We start from the raw sequence: 20,706 nt of genomic DNA, 5'->3' as shown, positions 1-20,706 counted from the left end.
TTTTATCAAAGAAGTCCCCGACCGTGTGAACGCATTTTCGCGAGAGCGTTGAAAACGATCGCGCGAGCCTCTTACAATGCCACGATCAGGGCGCCGACCACCGCGCCGGTCCTTCTCACCATCGGGACGATCCCGCCCTCCCCGCGCACGCACACCCCCGTTCTCCGAAGGGAGGGAAGCGGCCCCTGTTCCGCGGGTACCGCGCACCCGATGACCACCCGTTCCTCCGAAGGCACGCCCTCCTGCGACCGTGCCGCCTCCCTTCCGCGCTTCTACGGCCCCACCCCGGACACCGGACGCGACTCCCTCTGGGACGAACTGCGCGAACGCCACGGCTCCATCGCCCCGGTGGAGCTGGAACCGGGGGTGCGCGCCTGGCTCCTGCTGGGCTACCACGAGAACCTCACGGTGTTGCAGAATCCGCACCTGTTCTCCCGCGACACCCGGCGTTGGCGCGAGGTCCTCAACGGCCGCATCGACCTGGCCACGGCCCGCCCGGCCCTGTCCTGGCGACCCAACGTCCTGTACGCGGACGGCGCCGATCACACCAGGCTGCGCGGGCCGATCGTGTCCGCCCTCTCCCGGGTGGACATGGCCGCCACCGCCCGGGACGTGCGCCGGATCGCCGACGACCTCATCGACTCCTTCATCGCCGACGGCGAGGCCGACCTCATCGGCGGGTTCGCCGATCCGCTCCCGGTCCTGGTTCTCAACCGGCTGTACGGCCTGCCCGACGGCTACGGTCACATGCTGGGCGATCTCACCGGGATCGTGTTCGGGGACGACGCCCGACGGGCGGAGGACGCGGTGATGCGGATCCAGCAGTACTTCGCGGGACTGGTCGCCCGCAAACGGCGGGAGCCGGGCCGTGATCTGGTGTCGTGGATGTTGGAGCACGCCAACGGGTTGACCGATCACGAGGTGGCGCATCAGGCGGCGCTCATGAACAGCGCCGGCCACCAACCCACCACACATCTCATCGGCAACACGATGCGCACGCTCCTCACCGAGGAGCGCATCCGCGCCGCGCACTCGGACGCCCGGCTCTCCGTCCGGGAACTGCTCGATCACGTCATGTGGACGGACACGCCGTTCCAGGTCCTCCCGGCCCGCTTCGCCCTTCAGGACGTGCGCATCGGCGACACGGAGGTGCGGGCGGGCGACGCTCTGCTCATCGGGTTCGACCCGGCGCACCGGGATCCGGCGGTGCGACGCGGTCGCGAGGAGACCGGTGTGGTGCGCGGGGCCAGGGCCCATCTGATGTTCGGCGCGGGACCGCACGCCTGTCCGGCCCACGAGCTGGCCCGGATGATCGCCGCGACCGGGGTGAGCGCCCTGCACGAACGCCTGGTCGGGCTGCGCCCGGCGGTGGACCCGGCCGGGCTGCGGCGGGTGCCGTCCCCGTTCTTGCGCGGGCTGTCGGCCCTGCCCGTGGTGTTCGTCCCGGGTGAGCCGCTCCCGCTCCGGGAGCCGGCCGTCCCGGCGGACACCGGCGCCGAGCCGACACCACCGGACGAGGCGCGGGCCCCGACGGACGACCTGCTCGGCCGGCTGTTCACCTGGTGGCGCTCCCTGCACAGGTGACCGAATTGGGAAGTTTGTTACGTTCGCCCTTATCAGCCATCATGATCGATCACTTTGGGTCCACGCCATCACCACGACCGGTGATCCAACGGATGCGCGTTCATCGGATCGTCACGATAGTGAAAGCAGGAAATCGCCCGAAAACAACCCGGGGCATACCGCCCCGGTCGGGACGGCGTCCCTTTCTCCCCCGCGCCGTGAAGGCGCACTCCCCCCGATCCGCATTCTCCTCGGAGAGCGCGGATTCCCGCAGAAAAGGTGTGAAGTGCACACGACGACCCTTCCCCCAGGATCGACGACCGATCCCGCCCCCCGCCGACTCCGTTCGTGGGTCGCGCGCACGGCCGCCGCCGTTCTGATGGCCGGTGCCGTCGCGGCCGGCGCGACCGCCCCCGCCCACGCCGCCAACCCCTACGAGCGCGGGCCCGCCCCCACCGAGCAGAGTGTCACCGCCACGCGCGGCCACTTCGACACCGCGACCGTCTCCGTGTCCTCGCTGGTGAGAGGATTCGGCGGCGGCACCATCTACTACCCGACCGACCGCAGCCAGGGCACCTTCGGCGGCGTGGTCATCGCTCCCGGCTACACCGCGAGCGAGTCGTCCATGTCCTGGTACGGGCACCGGATCGCCTCTCAGGGCTTCGTGGTGTTCACCATCGACACCACCACCCGCTACGACCAGCCCGACAGCCGGGGTCGGCAGCTCGACGCCGCCCTGGACTACCTGGCCGAGGACAGCCGGGTCGCCGACCGGGTGGACGGATCCCGCCTGGCCGTGATGGGTCACTCCATGGGCGGCGGCGGCACGCTCGCGGTCGCCGATGACCGCCCCGAACTGAAGGCGGCCATCCCGCTCACCCCCTGGCACACCCAGAAGCGGTGGTCGAACCTCCAGGTGCCGACCCTGATCATCGGCGCGGAGAACGACAGCGTCGCCTCGGTGCGCACCCACTCCATCCCGTTCTACGAGAGCCTGCCCTCCTCGCTGGACCGGGCCTACCTGGAGCTGCGCGGCGCGAGCCACTTCGCACCCAACGTCTCCAACACCACCATCGCCAAGTACTCCATCTCCTGGCTGAAGCGGTTCGTCGACGACGACACCCGCTACAACCAGTTCCTGTGCCCGCCGCCGCGCACCGGCTTCGGCACCGACTTCTCCGACTACCGCGACTCCTGCCCGCACTGACCGACGCGGCACGGTCGAGGGCGGCGCCCCGGGAGGATCTCCCGGGGCGCCGCCCCCTTTGCGCGCCCGGAGGAACGGCCGCCGTCGCCGGGACCGAGGCCGGGGAGGCCGCACCGGAGTGCCCGTGGGACGGAGGTTCCGCGAGGGTGCCCGTGACACGTTCCCCGACGTCCGGGGCCGTTCGTCCCCACACCACGGCGGGGCCGCTCGCCCTCGCGGCGGGGCGGGACGGGTCGGGGAGATGTGGGAGGGCACGGGACCCTGGCGACGGGGGGCGTCGGGAAGGCTTCGGGTGGGACGACCGCCCCACCGGAGCGAGCCGTGGACGGCCCGGCGCGGAACCCTCCCCGCGGAGGGCGCTCTCCGAGGGGACACGACCGCTCGTCCCCGAGGACCGGTGGGGACGGGAGGAAGCGGGGCCCTCGCGGCGAGGGGACGACCCGGAGGCGTTCCGGAGGACGTGGCCGCCCCCGGACCGGACCGTGGGAGGGCGGGCGCGGGACGCCCTCCGCGAAGAGGACGTCCCGAAGACGCTTCGGGGGTGGCCGCCCGTCCCACCGGACCGGGCCGGCGGACGACGAAGGGGCGGGGCCCGGGAGATTCCCGGACCCCGCCCTGTGCTCGAACCGACCGATGGGTCGATCAGTCGTGGAAGACCAGCTCCTCCGGGGACAGCGGCTCGTAGTCGCTCTCCTCGATGAGCCCGCCGTCGCGGTCGGTCACCCGGGCGCCCTGGATCATCTCGGTCTCGCCGCCCTCGTTGTACTGCACGACGTAGGCGCCCTGGTGGCCACCGTGGTCACCGTCGGACGAGGAGAACGGGACGGCACCCGGACCCTGCCACTCCTGCGCCTCCAGGGCGTCGATCAGCGCCTGCCGGGTGAGGTCGGGACCGGCGGACATCAGGACCTGGGCGAACATCACGGCCTGGGTCATGCCGTACAGGTGGGTGTTGGTGAGGGTGTCGCCCTCTCCGTACTCCTCGTAGATGTCGGCGAAGAACGCCGCCCACTCGTCATCGGGGTCCTCGACCCGGGGCATGTAGCCGGTGATGATCAGACCGTCCAGGAAGGCGTCGGCGGGGACCCCCTCGGCGTCGGTGTCCTTGGTGAACTGGGCCAGCAGACCCTGGAGGGTCGCGGTGTCACCGCCGATGCTGGAGACCACCCACTGGGGCTGGTAGTCGATGCTCGCCGCCTCCAGCATGCCGAGCGCGACGAACGCCGGGATGCAGGAGCAGACGATGACCTCCGCCTCGGACCGCTTGAACTCGGCGATCTGGGAGCTCAGGTCCGGGGCCTCGGACTCGTAGTGCTCCCGGGCCACGACCTCATCGGTGAGGTACTGGTCCAGGCCCTCCTGGGAGTTCTCGCCGACGTCGTCGTTCTGGTACAGGTAGGCGACCGCCTGGTCGGGGAAGTTCTCGGTGATGTACTCACCCTGGATCTTGGCCTCCTTGGTGTAGTCCACCTGCCAGCCGTAGGTGAGCGGGTGCTCCTCCGTGTTGTTCCAGGCCAGCGCGCCCGAGGCGGGGAAGACGTCGGGGACGCCCTCCTCGTTGAGGTAGTCGATGACACCACCGTGGGTCGGGGTGCCCAGACCGCCGAGCATCGCGAAGATCTCGTCCTCGATGACCAGCTTGCGGGTGACGTCGATCGTCCGCGCCGGGTCGTAGCCGTCGTCCTCGACCCGGTAGTCGATCTGCCGGCCGTGGATGCCGCCCTGTTCGTTGATGTGGTCGAACACGGCGGCGGTACCGCGTGAGATCGACGCGTAACCCGCGGCGGCGGGGCCGGTGAGGGGCTGGTGGGTGCCGATGACGATGGCGTCGTCGGTGACACCCGTGGACACGGACAGGTCCGGTCCGTCCTGCTCGGCGACCTCGCCCGCGCCGGTGCAGGCGGTGGCGGCCAGGGTCAGGGCGAGCGCGGCGGCCAGGGTGCCCCTTCGCGCCGTGATTGTCGTGGTGCGCACGATGTTCTCCTTCGAGTGGGGGGGTGTGCGATGTGGAGAGCGGGGATGAGCGGGAATGGAAAGGGTCGGTTCAGTGGCGGCCGGAGCGCAGGCGGGCGCCCAGGCGTTGCAGGATCCCGTGGAAGCCCAGGGGCTGGAAGCGCAGGACGAGGATGAGGAGCACGCCGAACAGGACGATCGGCAGGTTGTTCTCCACGTCCCGGCTCAGCTCGAAGGCACGGACCGCGTCCGCGAGCCATATCTCCAGGTAGACCACGGCCAGCGCGGCCCACAGGGCGCCCCACATGCTGCCGATGCCGCCCAGGACCAGGGCCGCGAGCAGGGTCAGCGACAGCGCCAGGGTGAAGATGCTCGGGGTCGCGGTGCCCAGGACGTAGACCTGGAGTCCGCCGGCCAGGCCGCCGGCGGCGGAGGCGATGACGAACGCGACGACCTTGGTGACGCCGACCGGGATACCGGACATGGCGGCCGCGGTCTCGTCATCGCGGATGGCGCGCATGCGGCGGCCCAGACGGCCGGTGGAGACGGTCGCCAGGACGGCCAGGCCGATGACCACGGTCGTCCACACCACCAGCGCCTTCCATTCGCTGGCGGAGAGCAGTCCCTGAAGGAAGGGCGGCGCCCCGGCGGTGCGCACGGTGAGCCCGTTGCTGCCTCCGAGGAACTCGTGGTAGCGGTGCGTCAGGCCGGGCAGGCCGACGGCGAGGATGAGCGTGGCACCCGCCAGGTAGGGGCCGTGCAGACGGGCGGTGGCGGCACCGACGAGGACGCCGGCCACGGTCGCGACGACGACCACCAGGACCAGGTTCGCGCTCAGCGGCAGCATCGGCAGGTTTCCGACCAGCAGTGCCATCGTGTAGGCGCCGATCATCATGAACGCGCCGTGTCCCAGGGACACCTGCCCGCTGCCGCCGACGAGGAGTTGCAGGCCGGCGATGGAGAGCATCGTGTAGCCGACGGCGGCGAAGCGCAGCGCGGTCAGGTCGCCGGTGACCAGGAGCAGGCCGGTGACGACGACGAGCGCCAGAGCGGCGAGGAGGAGGTGCCGCAGCGGGGAGGGCAGCGCGCGCCAACGCTCGCGCGGGGACCGGGCGGTGGGCGCGGGGCCGGACACGGGGGCGCGTTGTTCGCGCTCGGTGGCGGACGTGGACATGGCTACACCTTTCGCGCGGTCGGGCGGGACAGGATGCCGTCGGGACGCACGCTCAGCACGAGGACGACGAGGGCGAGGGCGGTGAGGGTGGCCAGCTCGGGGCCGGCGTAGCCGGAGACGTAGGACATGCCGAGCCCGACGAGCAGACCGCCGATGATCGCGCCGAACGGGCTGTCCAGGCCGCCGACGACGGCCGCGGTGATGCCGTAGACGAAAACGATGTCGAACACGTTGGGCGAGATGAACGGGGGGCCGGCGAGCATGCCGGCGAGGGCCGCGATGAGGGCGGAGAACGCCCACCCGGCGGTGAGCATCAACCCCACCTTGACCCCGCTGAGCCGGGCGGCCTCCGGCCGGAAGGCGGCGGCGCGCATCTGTAGCCCCAGCGGTGTGAAGCGGTAGACGCAGAACAGGAGTACGGCGACGGTGCCCACCGAGACGAGGGCGAAGACGTCCGCCGGGGACAGTCGGCCCACGTAGTCGAAGGCGTAGCCGAACCCGTGCTGCTGGTTGCCCCAGATCATGCCGACCCCGCCCTGGGCGATCAGGAGCAGGCCGAGCGTGACGATGATGGCGTTGAGCTGGGAGGTCCGGGCGATCGGCCGCACGATGAAGCGTTCGGCGAGGGCTCCGACGGCGGTGCCCACGGTGAGCGCGGCGATGAAGCCGATCCAGTAGGAGCCGGTGAGCGGGGCGACGGTGGCCGCGGTGTAGACCGCGACCAGCGCCATGGCGGGTTGGGCGAAGTTCACCAGGCGGGTGGCCTGGTAGATGATGACCAGGGACAGCGCCAAAGCGGCGTAGATCGCGCCGGACGCCAATCCGCTCAAGGTCAGGTCGACGAAGCGGTCCATCGGGGGTCCTCCTCGGGATCCGGGCTCAAAAGCCCAGGTAGGCGTGGCGCGTGCGGTCGTCGGAGAGCAGCTCGTCGGAGTCGCCCTCGGCGGCCACCCGGCCCTGGTTGAGGACGACGCCGCTGTCGGTGGCGGCCAGTGCGCCCGCGGCGTTCTGCTCGACCAGGACGACGGTGAGCCCGGTGCGTTCGCGCAGGTCGCGCAGGAGGGTGAAGATCTGTTTGGTGACCAGGGGCGCCAGGCCCAGGGAGGGCTCGTCCAGCAGGAGGATCCGGGGGCGGGCCATGAGAGCGCGGCCGATGGCGAGCATCTGGCGTTCGCCGCCGGAGAGGGTGCCCGCGGACCGGCCGAGCCGTTCGACCAGGGGCGGGAACAGCTCCAGCACCTCGGCCTCGGTGGCGCGGTCGCGTCGGGAGGTGCGCCACAGCGCGCCCAGGCGCAGGTTCTCCTCGACCGTCAGTTCGGTGATGACGCCACCGCCCTCGGGGACGTGGGCCAGGCCGCGGGTGATGACGCGGTCGGCGGGCAGGCGGGTGATGTCCTCGCCGTCGAGCAGTACCCGGCCGGATCCGGCGCGGTGCAGACCGGTGATGGTGCGCAGGAGGGTGGTCTTGCCCGCCCCGTTGGCGCCCAGGATCGCCCGGAAGCCGCGTTCGGGGACGGTGAAGGAGACGCCGTCGAGAGCGCGGATCGCGCCGTAGGAGGCGGTGAGGTCCTCGACCTCCAGCAGGGCGCTCATCATTCGTTCCCATCGTCGGTGGTGCCGAGGTAGGCGCGGGTGACCTCGGGGTCGGCGCGCACCTCGTCGGGGGTTCCGGTGGAGATGACCCGGCCGAAGTTGAGGACCACGATGTGGTCGCAGACCTCCATGACCAGGTCCATGTGGTGCTCGACCAGGACGACGGCCATGTCCCGGCCCAGTTCGCGGATCTGCGCGGCGAGATCGCCGATCTGTCCGCCGGACAGGCCGCCGGCGGGTTCGTCGAGCAGGAGCAGTTCGGGATCGCCGACGCAGGCGCGGGCGAGGGCGACCTGCTTCTGGACTCCGTAGGGAAGGGTGCCGGGAAGGCGGTACGCGGTGTCGGCGACACCGAACCGCTCCAGTGCGGCCATGGCGCGTTCGCGCAGTTCGCGTTCGTCCCGGTGGTGGCGGCCGAGCCCGGTGAGGAGGGAGAGGGGTCCTCCCCGCGCGAGGCGGTCGGCGCCGACCGCGACGTTGTCCAGGACCGTCATCAGCGGGAAGAGGTTGAGGCCCTGGAAGGTGCGGGCGATCCCGGCGCGGGCCAGGTGGTGGGTCCTACGGTTCGATGGCGGCGCCCCCTTCCAGGTGATGGTCCCCGACGTGGGGCGCAGGACGCCGGAGAGCACGTTGAACAGGGTGGTCTTGCCGGCCCCGTTGGGTCCGATGAGTCCGGTGACACCGCCCGGGCGGACGCGCAGATCGACGTCGTCGAGAGCGGTCAGTCCCCCGAAGCGGACGGTGATCCCCTCTGCGGTCAGGAGGTGTTCGGTCGCTGTCGTCGTCATGGGATGCCTTTCACCCCGCCTTTCTCCGTGTCGCGGATCGGCGTGGTATACCGACCGGTTGGTATGAAGGGGATGTCGGGCATCGTCGCCCGTGTCCCCGGATGATCAGTTGAAGAGGCGGGCCAGGTCCACGCGGGACCTGATGCCGAGCTTGCGGAAGATGCCGCGCAGGTGGTGCTCCACCGTGCGCGGGCTGATGAACATGTGCGCGGCCACCTCGCGGTTGGTCGCGCCTTCGGCGACCAACCGGGCGATCTGCTGCTGTTGCGCGGTCAGCTCGCCCGTGGACGGTGACTCCGGACCGCGTTCCCCCGTTCCGAGGGCGCGCAGCTCGGCGCGGGTCTGTCGGACCCACAGCCGGGCACCGAAGCGTTCGAAGGACTCCTGCGCGTTGTGCAGGTGTTCGCGGGCCCGCCCCGGCAGCCGCGCCCGACGCAGGAAGGCGCCGAAGAGCAGCTGGGTGCGGGCGTGTTCGACGTCGTCGTCGCCGCAGGCCCGGTGCAGGGCCAGGGCGCTCTCGAAGTGGTCGGCGGCCTCGTCCGGCGGGGCCAGCAGACCGGCGCCGCGTTCGGCCAGGGCCATCGCGCTCGGCGAGCCGATCGCGTCGGCCCAGCGGCGGTAACCGGCCAGGGAGGTGCGCGCCCACTCGATCTCGCCGATCCGTGTCGCCGCCTCGACGAAGTGCGGCGCCGTGAGCAGCCGCATCGTCGGGTGCCCGTGTCCGGGACCGGCGTGGACCAGGGAGCGCAACCGGAAGAAGGCCTCCGCCGCGTTGCCGCGCGACAGTTCCAGGACGGCCAGCGCCCACGAGGCCAGGGCGGCGGCCAGACCCAGGCTGTTCTCCCCCGCCTGGGTGGCGACGGCGCGCGCCCGGATCCGGCAGGTGTCGATGTCGCCCTGGATGGCCGCGATCATCGCCAGGGACGCCAGGTGCTGGGTGGCCCAGATGGTCTGCCCGCTCTCCCGGGAGACCCGCAGGCCGTTGAGCGCGGTCCCGGCGGCGGAGGGGAACCGGCCGCTCCAGAACTCGGAGAACACCAGGAACCCCAGGGCGGCCGGGATCGTCGCGCGTTCCCCGGTGAGCCGGGCGACCTCCACCGCGCGGGTGGTGGACCGGCGGACGAACGGGTCGTCGGACAGGCGCAGCCCGGCGATGCCCGACCAGATCAGTTCCGACGGCTTGTCGACGAGTTCGGCCAGCCGGGTGGCCTCGCGCAGCAGGGGCGTGGAGCCGGGGTAATCACCCCGGAAGGAGATGCTGCACCCCTCCAGGAAGGCGGCGACCAGGCGCACCGGTTCGGGATCGTCGGCGCGGACCAGGGGCAGCGCGAGCTTGGCGGCGCGGGCGTGCCGGGCCGGGTCCCCGGCCAGCGAGGCGGAGTCGGCCGAGCGCACCAGGGTGCGCAGGGCCAGCCCGCGGTCGTGCGGAATGAGGTCACGGCCGACCGTGTAGAGCCGCTCCGCGACGTCGACCGCGTTGGAGCCGCGCATCGCGATCTGGGCGTCGACCAGGTCGACCAGGACGCGCCGCCGATCGGTCACCGCGAGCGGCCTGGCCCGGGAGAGGATCCGTCCGGCCTGCTCGGAGCGGCCCGCCATGTACGTCTCGTACGAGGCGCTGGTCAGGCGGCAGGCGCGGATGTCGGGGTCGGGGGTGAGGGCCGCGGCCCGTTCGTAGACCAGGGCCGCGGCGGTCCGGCCCTCCACGCGCTTGGCCCGACGCGCCACGGCGACCACCGAGTCGGCCAGGTCCGCGTCGGGGGCGTCCGCGCCCGCGGCGGTGTGCCGGGCGAACGTCGTCGGGTCCGCATCGGGGTCGGTGACCCCGGCCAGGGCCCGGTGGGCCGCCCGCACCGCGGCGGCCGGGGCCCCCTGGGTGAACGCCCGGCCCACCAGGGGGTCGGTGAAGACGACGATGTCGTCCTCCACCCGGACCAGGCCGAGGTCCTCGGCGGACTCCAGGTCGGCCACCGCCGAGCCCTCCGCTCCGGCGGCCCGCGACAGCAGGTGGAGGGGGATCCCCTCGCCCAGGGCCGCCAGGAGCAGCAGGGAACGGGTGCGCTCGGGGAGGTCGCGGTAGGGGGACAGCAGGTCGGCACGGAGCCGGTCGGGCAGGCGCGGGGCCTCCGAGGTGGGGTCCTCGGGATCGCCCGACGGCGATTCCAGGTGCCCCAGGAGGACGGCGGGGTTGCCGTGGGCGGAGCGCACCAGGACGGCGCGCGCGGAGGCCGGCAGGGTGACCGGCGCCCGGTCGGTGAGGATGTCGTGGAGCGCCCGCTCCTCCAGGAGGTGGAGATGCCGTTCGGGGATCCCGGGCACGAGGGCGTCGGCGGCTCCGGGCTTGATCCGGCCGTCCCGGGCGGAGAACACGATCGCCGTCGCGGTGCCGGCCAGACGACGGGCCGCGAAGGCCAGCGCGTCGAGGGAGGGACCGTCGAACCGGTCGGCGTCGTCGACGCACACCAGGAGGGGCTCGTCGGTGGTGAGCCGGTCGAGCAGCGACAGGGACAGGGACATCCGGTCGTCGACCCGGCCCCGGGTCAGGGCCTCGCCCAGGGGTGCGGGGTGCGGGGCCAGGGGGCGCAGCAGACGTTCGAGACCGGCCAGGGGCAGATCGGCCTCGTCGGGCACACCCCCGCAGTGCAGGACGGTGAAATCACCGGCGTTCTCGCGCAGGTGGGCGAGGAGCGCGCTCTTGCCGCGCCCCGGACCGCCCGTCAGGATGAGGGACGCGCCGCGCCGAGCCCTCGCGTCGTCCAGTACTTCGGCGAGGACCCGCAGTTCCTTGTCCCGGCCCCGCAGGCGTGTCGCCCGGGGGTCGGTGTTTCTGCCGATCACGGGCTCAGATTCGCACAGCGAACCCCCGTTGCGGCAGGTGCGGGCGGTCACACTGGTCGTTTCACCGATACCCGCACGGACTCGCACGCGCGAAGGAACGGGCCGGACCGAGGGCGGGGGAGACGACCCCGGGGACACCTGCTCCCCCTGTTCCACCTGGGATTCCGCGCCGAGTAAAGGTGATGGGGATCACCATCGGACGGCCTCTCGCGCCCCTCCGACCGAACATGGCGTTTATCAAGCCGTAACGCGGGGGAGACCCGACCCCGCGAAGCGGACAAAAGGGACACACATATCGCCGGATAGCTTTTTGTCCTCTCCGGGACACTGTCGCGGCCGTCCCGCCCGGGATATCAGTGCGGGGACGCACCCGACGGCAGGAGGGAACGACATTCGATGCGGAACCACTCCCTGGTCGCACACGACCTGCGCCCCCAGGTCGCCCCGCCCACTTTCGGTGTCGAGGAGGAGTTCTTCGTCGTCGACCCGCGCACGCGCCGCATCCTCTCCCGTGCTCCCGACCTGCTCGCCCGTACCCGGATGGACGATCGACTGTGCGGCGAGTTCAGCCGGGCCCAGGTGGAGGCCAACAGTCCCGTGTGCGGCGGCGCCGAGGACGCCCGCCGGTTCCTGCGCGAGGCCCGACGCGAACTGGCCCAGGCCGCCGAGGTCGCCGGCCTGGCCGTGGTGGCCTCCGGGACAGCCGTCCTGGGCGACCCGTCGAGCGTCGTCATCAGCGACGGAGCCCGTTACGCCGAGATCGCCGCCCACTTCGGGGCGTTGCGCGAATCGCACATCGTGTGCGGCTGCCATGTGCACGTGGGGATCCCCGACCGGGAGAACGCCGTCCTGACCGTCGGCCACCTGCGCCGGTGGCTGCCCTTCCTGGTGGCGATGTCGGCGAACTCGCCCTTCCACAACGGCCGCGACACCGGACACGCCAGTTGGCGCACCATCACCTGGAACCGACTGCCGTCGGCGGGGCCGCCGCCGCGGATGCGCTCCCTCGACGACCACGAACGGGCCGTGCGCGCCCTGGCCGCGTCGGGGGCGATCCTGGATCGTCACATGGTCTATTGGGACGTCCGTCTCTCGGAGCACCTGCCCACCCTGGAGATCCGGGTGGGCGACGTGGCCGCCACCGCCGAGGAGGCCCTGCTGTTCGCCGTCCTGACCCGGGGACTGGTCTCCCGGGTCCTCACCGACGTCGATCGGGGTGTCCCCGTGCCCGAGGTGCCCGACACGGCCCTGCGGGCCGCCATGTGGCGGGCGGCCCGCGACGGGCTGGAGGGCGTGGTCCCCGACCCGCTCACCGGGGAGACCCTCCCCGCGGCGGTGGCCATGGACAGACTGCTGGCCACCGCACTGCCCGGACTGAGCGCCAACGGCGACGCCGACCTGGCCGCCGACCTCTTGGACCGGCTGCGCCGTCGGGGATCGGGGGCGGCCCGCCAACGGGCGGCCCACGCGCGTCGGGGGCGGCTCACCGACGTCGTGGACCACCTCGTCGACCACACCCTCCAAGGGCTGTGACCCGTATCAGGCCAGGTCGGCGGTGACCGGCGGGTCGGCGCCCTCCCGGGTGACGGTGACGGCGGCGGCCCGGGCGGCGAAGCCCAGCATCTCCGTCAGGTCCGCCTCCGCCAGGTCGGCCAACCGGGCCCGGGGGTCGTACCCCAACCGGTCGTGGGCGTCCAGCCAGGCCAGCAACGCCCCCATGAACGTGTCGCCCGCGCCCACGGTGTCGACGACCTCGACCCTGGGTGCGGACACCTCGGCCCGCACCCCGCGCGAGAGGGCGAACGCGCCCGTCGCCCCGAGGGTGACCACCACGAGCGAGGGGCCCAGCGCCACCAGGGCGTCGGCCGCCTCCTCCGGTGTCAGATCCGGGTACAGGAACGCGAGGTCCTCGTCGCTGGCCTTCACCACGTGCGCCTGCGCGACATGGCGCAGGGCCAACGCGCGGGCGGCCTCGGGGTCACCGATCACGCCCGGCCGGATGTTCGGGTCGAGGGTGACGGTGACCCGCCCTCGACCGTGTTCGCGGCGCAGCAGCGCCTCGACGAACCCGGCGCCCGGTTCCCGGAACAGGGCCAGGGAGGCCGCGTGCAGGGCGCGCACCCCCGGTTCCAGTTCCTCCGGCAGTTCGCCGGGACGCCATCGCCAGTCGGCCGCGTCGTCCATCCGGAAGTCGTAGACCGCCGAGCCGTCCGCGCCCAATCCGGCCAGCGCCAGCGCCGACGGTTCCTCCGCGGGGAGCAGCCCGACCGGGTCGAGCCCCTCCACCAGCAGTCGGCCGCGGATCATCCGGCCGAACCCGTCCGAGCCGATACGGGCCAGGAACCGGGTGGGGACCCCGAGGCGGCGGGCCGCCACCGCGGTGTTGGCCGGTCCGCCGCCCGGCACGGCCCGCAGCGCTCCGGGGCCGCCCGGGGCGGGCAGCAGGTCCATGACGTTCTCGCCGACCACGACCAGGTGGGGGTCGGTGTGCTCGATCACCCCGGCGGCGAGCGAGGTGGACAACGGGATCTGCGGCAGCAGGGCGGCCTGGTAGGCGTGGTAGACGTCGGGCTTGCCCGGCCAGACCGTGGCCGCGGGCCGGTTCTCCGGGTCCAGCTCGTGGTGCCAGCTACCGTTCTCGACGTCGATGTGGTGGCGCTCGATGTGGTCCCACCAGCGCTCGTAGTGCTCCAGGTGCGCGCGGTCGCCGGTGTGGCGGGCCAGGGCCCAGGCGGCCATGGTGGCCTCGGCGTCCACCCAGTGCATGCGTTCGCGCACGACCGGCCGGTCGTTCCAGTCGAGGGTGTAGACGAAGCCCTCGGCCCCGTCCACGTTCCAGCCGCGCCGGACCGCGTGGGAGAACAGGGCCTCGGCGTCGGTGCGCAGCCAGCCGGGGACCGCCTCTCCCGCCCGGGTGAGCGCGATCTCCAGGTGCACCAGCAGCCGGGACCATTCCAACAGGTGGCCGGTGGTGCTCCCGAAGGGCCGGAAGGGGTGGTCGGGATGATCCCGGTTGTAGTCGGGGAGCGGTTCCCAGTCGGCGGTGAAGTGCTCGGGGAGCCGCCAGTCGTGGTCGGCGGCCACTCCGTGGACGAGGCGTTCGGCGATGGCCAGTGCCCGCCGGGTCCACACGATGTCACCGGTGGCGTCGGCGGCGGCCAGGAAGGCCTCCACCGCGTGCATGTTGCTGTTGGCGCCCCGATAGTCCTCGGTCTCGGTCCAGTCGGCGTCCCAGCCCTCCAGGAGCGCGCCGGCCGACGCGTCCCAGAAACGGGTCTCGACGACCCGCAGCGCGTCTTCGAGCAGGGCGCGGGCACCGGGCCGGCCGGCGAGGGTCGCGGTGGCGGCGGCGAGCACCACGAAGGTGTGCGGATAGGCGGACTTCCGGCCTTGGGAGCGCTCCCGGGGGATCGCGTCGAACCAGCCGTCCCGCTCGGTGTCACGGAGCGGCCCCTCGGTCAGCGCCCGCACACCGTGGTCGGCCGCGCGCGCGGCGTCCCGGTCGCCCCGCAGCAGGGCCAGCGAGAACACGTGCGTCATCCGCGCGCTGATCCACGTCTCCACGGGCCGGTCCGGTTCGACCCGGCCGTGCGCGTCGAGCGCGCCGAACCCGTCCGGCACGACCGAACCCGCGGCGAACTGGCGCAGGCGCCGTTCCTCATCCCCGAGCCGACGGGGGTCCCCCGGGGGACGATGCTTCACGGTCAAATTCCCTTGCCTCCTCCAGCCCCCGCCCGCGTCACGGATGCGGGGCGACCGACACGGACAAGGACAACGTTGACACACAGGACCGGGCAGGTCATCGTCCCCCCTCCCTAATGAGGCCGTGAAGCCGACCGCACGGCCCGGCGATGGCCCAGGTCGGCCGCGCGGCAGGTCCACTTGATGTGCTCCGCGACCGAGATCGGGTCGTCCGCCATCGGAATGTGCCCGCTGCCGAGCAGGGAGACCATCCGGGCACCGGGCACCCGCCGGTGCGCGTGTTCGGCGCTGGAGGGCAGCAGGGTGCGGTCCCGGTCGCCCCAGGCGATCGTGACCGGGCAGTCGATCGGCCCCGCCTCGAAGTCGTACTCCGCGATGTGCGGGATCATCCGGATGAACGGCGCGCCCTCCTGGAGACCCCGGACGCTGAAGCGCGTCGCCTTGGCCTCCGGGGAGGAGGGATCCCCGCGCAGCACGGTCCGGGCCAGCGCCCGGGCCGGCGGCGTGCTCGCCAACCGCTCCTTGAGCGGCATGGGCACGCGGGCGGCCAGGTTCGCGAAGGTGCCCACCGTGCGCAGCCCCCACCGGCCCAGGTCGCCGGAGAACCCCGCGGGCGAGAACACCGTCACCGAACCGGCCAGCCCGCGGGCACCGAGTTCGAGGGCGATGGACCCGCCCAGCGAATTGCCCGCCAGATGCGGATTCTCCAGCTGGTGGAGCCGGCAGAACGCCTCCACCGCCTCGGTCATCGTGAAGACGTCGTAGGGCTCCCCGGGCGGCGGCGCCGGGGTCCGCCCGAACCCCGGCAGATCGACGCAGAAGACGCGGTAGTCCTCGGTGAGCCTGGGCACCACGGCGCTCCAGCTCTGGCGACGGTCGCCCAGTCCGTGCAACAGGACCAGCGGGCGGCCCGTCCCCCCTCCCTCGAAGGCGATGCGTGTCGGATCCATGACGCCTGGTCTACCCCGGGTCGGCCCGCGGCTCCCCTCGACATGACGGGAACCTGAACGGGAACTGTCGTTTCCTCACTCGTCGACTACGGTCGGGCACGGTCCGGTGACCGGGTGAGGACCACTCCGCAGAGCACCATGAGCAGGCCGGCAAGCGGCCCCCAGCCCAGACCCAGGCCGGTCACCGTCAGGGTCAGCAGACCACCGCCGACCAGGGCCGCCGCCACCAGCACCCGGATCATCCCCGGCGAACCGGAGAGGACCTTGGGCGGGTTCTCGAACCGCACCGCCCAGTGGGCCAGCGGCAGGATCAGCGGAACCAGCACCGCCACCCCCAGGACGCCCCACAGCAGCCACAGGCCGGTCATCGGTTCGGGGGTGTCGATGCCCAGGCCGAACACCACGACCCCGGCGACCACGCTGATCGGCAGCATGTGCCACAGGTAGACCGTCATCAACTGCGGGCAGATCCGGTCCAGCAGACGCGCCGTCACGGGCCGGTCCGCCCAGGTTCCGATCACCTCGCGAGCCAGCACGGCCACACCGACCTGCAACGCGCCCAGAGCCGCCAGCACCAGGGTCGGCGGAGCCACGTTGGAGGTCTCGGCGGCGAACACGCCCGTCATGTTCACCGAGTAGGGACCGAACGCCACCAGGCCGAGCGCCACGGCCACGCCGGCGCCGGCCAGCATCGCCGCGTGCCGGCGACGGATCCGCCCGGTCACGTAGGAGAAGCCCAGCTGGTGCACGCCCAACCAGACGAACGCGACGTTGAGGTAGCCCACCCACTCCGTTCCGGTGCCGAACCGGATCAGGTCGACGGCGATCGCGCCGGTCAGCAAGGCCAGCAGGGTCCAGGCGCCGAACCGCTCGTGGGCCAGGGAGAGCACGGGAGTGGCCACGACCACCAGCACGTACACCGCCAGGAACCACAGCACCATGCCCGCTGCCCCCGCGCCCACCAGCACCGGCTGGGCGGGCGCGCCGCCGAGCACCAGCACGTGGGAGGCGACGATCCACAGGGCCGCCAAGGGGACCACCGGCCAGGCGAGCCGGCGAAGGCGTCGGGCGTACCAGGTGGCCGCAGTGACGCCCTTGCCCGAGGCGGACCGCCAGCTGATGAGGTTCGCGGCACCCCCGACGAAGAAGATCAGCGGCATCACCTGGGAGACCCAGGTGAGGGCGAACCCGCCCTGGGTGGACAGCACACTGCCGGCGTCGAGCATGCCCTGGTTCTGCGCCAGGACGGGGAGCCACCAGTGCTGCATGACCACCAGCACCATGACGAACAGGCGAAGGACGTCGAGGAAGCGGTCCCGGCCGACGGCGGGGACGTCGCGCGACTCGACGCCCGTGAGGGTCCGGGCCGTCGTCGTGGTCGGCGGGCCCTCATGGCCTGCGGTCACGGTCATCCGATCACTCCTTGGATCTTCCTGCCGGTACCGGCCGTGGGACACGCGCGTGTCCGGGGCGCGGGCCGTACCGGCCGGTTTCAGGGGGAGGGCGCGTGTGTCGGCACCCGTAGAAGGAATCGCGCCGAGATCGGGGTGATCGACCTCAGAGGCCCGGCACGTCGTACTCCACGACCTTAGGTGTGATCGACCGAGGATCGCGATGGATCTGATGCCTCTTTACCAGGGGCGGTTGCCCCGACCGCGAATGGTGGTGCGCGCACCACCACGGGTCGGGGGCGGGGGCCCGTGACTCAGGGGGCGGTGGGCAGGGCGCGCTTGTGGGCGGTGGCCCGGTAGCGGGCCACCAACGCCTCCTCGACCGAGGCGGGGACGGGCAGCCCCTCCAGGAAGTCGTCGATCCGCTCATAGGTGAGACCGAGCGCCTCCTCGTCCGGCTTCTGCGGGGAGAGCGATTCCAGGTCGGCGGTGGGGATCTTGTGCACCAGATCCTCGGGGGCGCCCAGGGTCGCGGCGACGGCCCGCACCCGGCGCTTGGTGAGCCCGGTGAGCGGAACGAGGTCCGCGCCGCCGTCGCCGTACTTGGTGAAGAACCCGGTGACCGCCTCGGCGGCGTGGTCGGTGCCGACCACCAGTCCGCGCACTCCCCCGGCGACCGCGTACTGGGCGATCATGCGCTGGCGGGCCTTGACGTTGCCGATGACGAAGTCCTCGACGCCCTCGTCCGGGTAGGTCATGCCGGCCGCGCGCAGGGACGCGGCCATGGCCTCGGTGGCGGGGCGGATGTCGACGGTGAGGAGGCGGTCGGGCTCGGTGAACCCCACGGCGCGGGTCGCGTCGTCCTCGTCCTTCTGCTCACCGTGGGGCAGGCGCATGGCGATGTACTCGGCGGTGCCGCCGGCCGCGCGGACCCGGTCCACGGCCAGTCGGCACAGTCGGCCGGCGGTGAGGGAGTCGACGCCGCCGCTGATGCCCAGGACCAGGGCGGTGGTGCCGGTGGTGGTCAGACGCTCGGCGAGGAAGGAGACGCGCCGCTCGATCTCGGCGTGCGCGTCGAAGTCCGCGGAGACCTCCAGGTCGCGGATGATCTCACGGCGGTCCCGGCTGAGCTCTGTGTCGGTCACGTGGTGTCCCCCGAAATCTGGGATTGCGGTACGGCTGTTCGCCGATTATCACCCGTCCGCAACACCGGACGTGACACCGGCGGACCACTCGACGGCCGTCCCGCCCTCGCGCAACCGGCGGGCGAACCGCTCGTAATCGACGACCACGCCGTCGCCGTCCACCGACAATCGGTACTCCCCGTGCAGCGGGTCGCGGTAGGTGTAGACCTCCAGCCCGTTCTCGGCCGGGTGGCGGGTGTAACGCTGCCGGACCCGTCTGACCCGCAGCGACGGCACGTCGATCCAGACCACCGCGATGTCGCGGTACTCGCCCGGACGCAGGCCCAGCCGACGGATCGGCAGGGTGTTGGTGAGCGGGGTGGCGGCCACGTCCACGTCCAGGCAACCGACCAGTTCGGGCAGGGGGCGGCCCTCGGCGTCGGTCCAGTGACCGCCCTGCGCGTTGAGCAGGACCGAGGTCAGTCCGCGTGCGGAGATCACCTCCACGCGCACCTCGCGGGTGGCCCAGGCCAGATCGGCGCGCACACCGAACCGCACGAAGTATCCGGCGCCGCCGTCGACGACGGCCTCCCCAGCCTCCAGGCGGTAACCGTCGGGCTCGGGCATGAGCGCGCCCAGTCCGAGCCCTTCCGGGACGTCGGTCCGGGCCCACGCGGCCGGGTGTTCCTTCGGTGACGACATGTCACCGTTCTACCGCTCCCGCGACACGCGCGCCAGGGCGGGTGCCCGCAGGTCCTCACCGGAACGGGACGGGGCCCGCGTCAGGTGACGCGGACCCCGGATCCGCCGTGCGGTGGACGACCGTCAGGCCTTGGCGTCCTCCGAGGCGACGGCGGAACCGCCCTCCTCGCCGGAGCGGACCTCGGCCTCGACCCGGTCGAAGTCGGCGGCCATCTGGTCGCTGACCCTGCCCAGGCCGTTGAACACGAAGATGGCGGCGAAGCTCAGGATCGCGGCCGGGACCATCGCGTACAGGCCGATGCCGAAGAAGGCCTCGTCCAGGATGTCCCACAGGATGGCGGTGCCGCCTCCCGCGATCATGCCCGCCAGCGCACCGGTCCAGGTCATACGCTTCCAGAACACCGACAGCAGCAGGATCGGGCCGAACCCGGCGCCGAACCCGGCCCAGGCGTAACCGACCAGGTCCATCACCGAGCTGTTCCCCCACAGGGCGATGCCGGCCGCGGCCAGGGCCACGGCGACCACGGCGCCGCGGCTGATCCACAGCAGGGTCCTGGGGTCGGCGTCGCGGTCGACGAACGCCCGGTAGCCGTCCTCGGTCAGGGACGAGGACGCCACCAGCAACTGGGAGTCGGCGGTGCTCATCACGGCGGCCAGGATGGCGGCGAGCAGCACACCGGCGACCAGCGGGTGGGACAGTGCCTCGATCAGGCGGGGGAACACCTGCTCGGGGGAGTCCAGCGGCGTCTCGAACTGGGCGATGCCGATGAAGCCGACCAGGACGGCCAAGGCCATCGCGCTGATCGCCCAGGTCACGCTGATGGTGGCGGCGGCCGGGATGTCCTTGACCGAGCGGATGCCCATGTACCGGGCGAGGATGTGGGGCTGGCCGAAGTAGCCCAGGCCCCAGGCCAGACCGGAGACGATGACGACCCAGCCCAGGGTGTCGGTGGACACCCACTGTCCGAGGTCGGTGTCCAGGGAGGTGCCGCCCACCGCCGAGAGCAGGCCGTCGCTCTTGGCCGCGACCCCGTCGGCCAGTCCGGAGAACCCGCCCAGGGCGGTGATCGCCAGGACCGGGACGATGAGCAGGGCCAGCCACATCATCGCGGCCTGGACCACGTCGGTGTAGGAGACGGCGAGGAACCCGCCGAGCACCGTGTACAGCACCACGATGCCGACACCGATGGCGATGGCCGGGGCCGGGTCCAGACCGAAGATCTGGTCGAACAGGGCGGCCATGGCGACCAGGCCGGAGGCGACGTAGAAGAAGTAGAAGACGATGATGAGGAGCGACGACACACCGCGCAGCAGGCGGGTGGGGTCGTTGAAGCGGTTCTCCAGGAAGGAGGGCAGGGTCAGCGAGTCGGAATCGCCGCCGACCCGGGCGTCGGTCACCCGCTGGGTGTAGACCCGCAGGCGCGGGGCCAGGAGGATCCAGCTTCCGGCGAAGCCACAGGCCAATCCGACGGCGATCCAGGCCTCACCCAGGCCGGAGACGTAGATGGCGCCGGGCAGGCCCAGCAGCAGCCAGCCGCTGAAGTCGCTGGCGTTGGCGCTCAGGCCCGCCACCCAGCTGTTGAGCCGACGTCCGCCTAGGACGAAGTCCGATTGGGAGACGGTGCGCTTGTAGGCCCACAGGCCGATGGCGACCATGGCGATGAGGTAGACGCCGAAGGCGCCGGTGGACCAGAGCATGGACTCGGTCAAGGCCACCCTCC

General features: G+C 72.1%; 15 protein-coding genes and 1 pseudogene. 3 read left to right on the top strand and 13 right to left on the bottom strand.

The window, feature by feature from the left end; translation table 11 throughout:
• Positions 1–210 precede the first annotated feature (210 nt).
• A complete protein-coding gene (locus RM479_RS00315) occupies positions 211–1,584 on the top strand; it encodes a cytochrome P450 family protein (protein ID WP_311509623.1) in 1,374 nt (457 codons plus the stop codon).
• 358 nt (positions 1,585–1,942) lie between these two features.
• Complete coding sequence (locus RM479_RS00310; RefSeq protein ID WP_311510394.1) at positions 1,943–2,770, top strand: alpha/beta hydrolase family protein; 828 nt, start codon at positions 1,943–1,945, stop codon at positions 2,768–2,770.
• A 642-nt stretch (positions 2,771–3,412) separates the two neighbouring features.
• Here RM479_RS00310 and RM479_RS00305 read toward each other — a convergent pair.
• From RM479_RS00305 to RM479_RS00280, 6 genes are all read right to left on the bottom strand, one after another.
• On the bottom strand, positions 3,413–4,744 hold the full coding sequence (locus tag RM479_RS00305; RefSeq protein ID WP_311509622.1) for an ABC transporter substrate-binding protein: 1,332 nt from the start codon (positions 4,742–4,744) through the stop codon (positions 3,413–3,415).
• A 70-nt stretch (positions 4,745–4,814) separates the two neighbouring features.
• A complete protein-coding gene (locus RM479_RS00300) occupies positions 4,815–5,897 on the bottom strand; it encodes a branched-chain amino acid ABC transporter permease (RefSeq protein ID WP_311509621.1) in 1,083 nt (360 codons plus the stop codon).
• Between the two features lie 2 nt (positions 5,898–5,899).
• Positions 5,900–6,751: a branched-chain amino acid ABC transporter permease gene (locus tag RM479_RS00295; protein WP_274812892.1), complete on the bottom strand. Its 852-nt coding sequence runs from the start codon at positions 6,749–6,751 to the stop codon at positions 5,900–5,902.
• 25 nt (positions 6,752–6,776) lie between these two features.
• Positions 6,777–7,493, bottom strand: a complete 717-nt coding sequence (locus RM479_RS00290; RefSeq protein ID WP_397220960.1) for an ABC transporter ATP-binding protein — start codon at positions 7,491–7,493, stop codon at positions 6,777–6,779.
• A complete protein-coding gene (locus RM479_RS00285) occupies positions 7,490–8,278 on the bottom strand; it encodes an ABC transporter ATP-binding protein (RefSeq protein WP_274812894.1) in 789 nt (262 codons plus the stop codon). Before RM479_RS00285 ends, RM479_RS00290 begins: the two co-directional genes overlap by 4 nt.
• A 105-nt stretch (positions 8,279–8,383) precedes the next feature.
• Entirely contained in the window at positions 8,384–11,116 is a 2,733-nt protein-coding gene (locus RM479_RS00280; protein ID WP_311509618.1) for a helix-turn-helix transcriptional regulator, read from the bottom strand.
• Positions 11,117–11,512: 396 nt separating this feature from the next.
• Here RM479_RS00280 and RM479_RS00275 point away from each other — a divergent pair, with 396 nt between their 5' ends.
• Positions 11,513–12,649 (top strand): carboxylate-amine ligase, encoded by a 1,137-nt coding sequence (locus RM479_RS00275; RefSeq protein ID WP_311509617.1) that lies wholly within the window; start codon positions 11,513–11,515, stop codon positions 12,647–12,649.
• Between the two features lie 6 nt (positions 12,650–12,655).
• Here the strand turns inward: RM479_RS00275 and RM479_RS00270 are convergent, their stop codons facing one another.
• The 7 genes and pseudogenes from RM479_RS00270 to putP all read right to left on the bottom strand — a co-directional run bounded on the left by RM479_RS00270 (position 12,656) and on the right by putP (position 20,683).
• Complete coding sequence (locus tag RM479_RS00270; protein ID WP_311510393.1) at positions 12,656–13,615, bottom strand: carbohydrate kinase family protein; 960 nt, start codon at positions 13,613–13,615, stop codon at positions 12,656–12,658.
• Positions 13,598–14,824 (bottom strand): annotated as a pseudogene (locus tag RM479_RS00265) (AGE family epimerase/isomerase); the annotation flags it as partial. The pseudogene RM479_RS00265 and the gene RM479_RS00270, both read right to left, overlap by 18 nt.
• Before the next feature lie 107 nt (positions 14,825–14,931).
• Complete coding sequence (locus RM479_RS00260; RefSeq protein WP_274812900.1) at positions 14,932–15,768, bottom strand: alpha/beta fold hydrolase; 837 nt, start codon at positions 15,766–15,768, stop codon at positions 14,932–14,934.
• Positions 15,769–15,854: 86 nt separating this feature from the next.
• Positions 15,855–17,180, bottom strand: coding sequence for an acyltransferase family protein (locus tag RM479_RS00255; RefSeq protein WP_311509616.1), 1,326 nt, complete (start codon positions 17,178–17,180; stop codon positions 15,855–15,857).
• 293 nt (positions 17,181–17,473) lie between these two features.
• Entirely contained in the window at positions 17,474–18,304 is an 831-nt protein-coding gene (gene nadE, locus RM479_RS00250) for an ammonia-dependent NAD(+) synthetase (protein WP_311509615.1), read from the bottom strand.
• A gap of 48 nt (positions 18,305–18,352) precedes the next feature.
• Positions 18,353–18,985 carry a putative glycolipid-binding domain-containing protein gene (locus RM479_RS00245; protein WP_311509614.1) on the bottom strand — a complete coding sequence of 211 codons (633 nt, stop codon included), beginning with the start codon at positions 18,983–18,985 and terminating at the stop codon, positions 18,353–18,355.
• 123 nt (positions 18,986–19,108) lie between these two features.
• On the bottom strand, positions 19,109–20,683 hold the full coding sequence (gene putP, locus RM479_RS00240) for a sodium/proline symporter PutP (protein ID WP_311510392.1): 1,575 nt from the start codon (positions 20,681–20,683) through the stop codon (positions 19,109–19,111).
• Positions 20,684–20,706 lie beyond the last annotated feature (23 nt).

The organism is Nocardiopsis lambiniae (assembly GCF_031845465.1).
Taxonomy (GTDB): domain Bacteria; phylum Actinomycetota; class Actinomycetes; order Streptosporangiales; family Streptosporangiaceae; genus Nocardiopsis; species Nocardiopsis lambiniae.
Note: the sequence above shows the minus strand (reverse complement) of the source record. Positions and strands in the feature narration are given on the sequence as shown.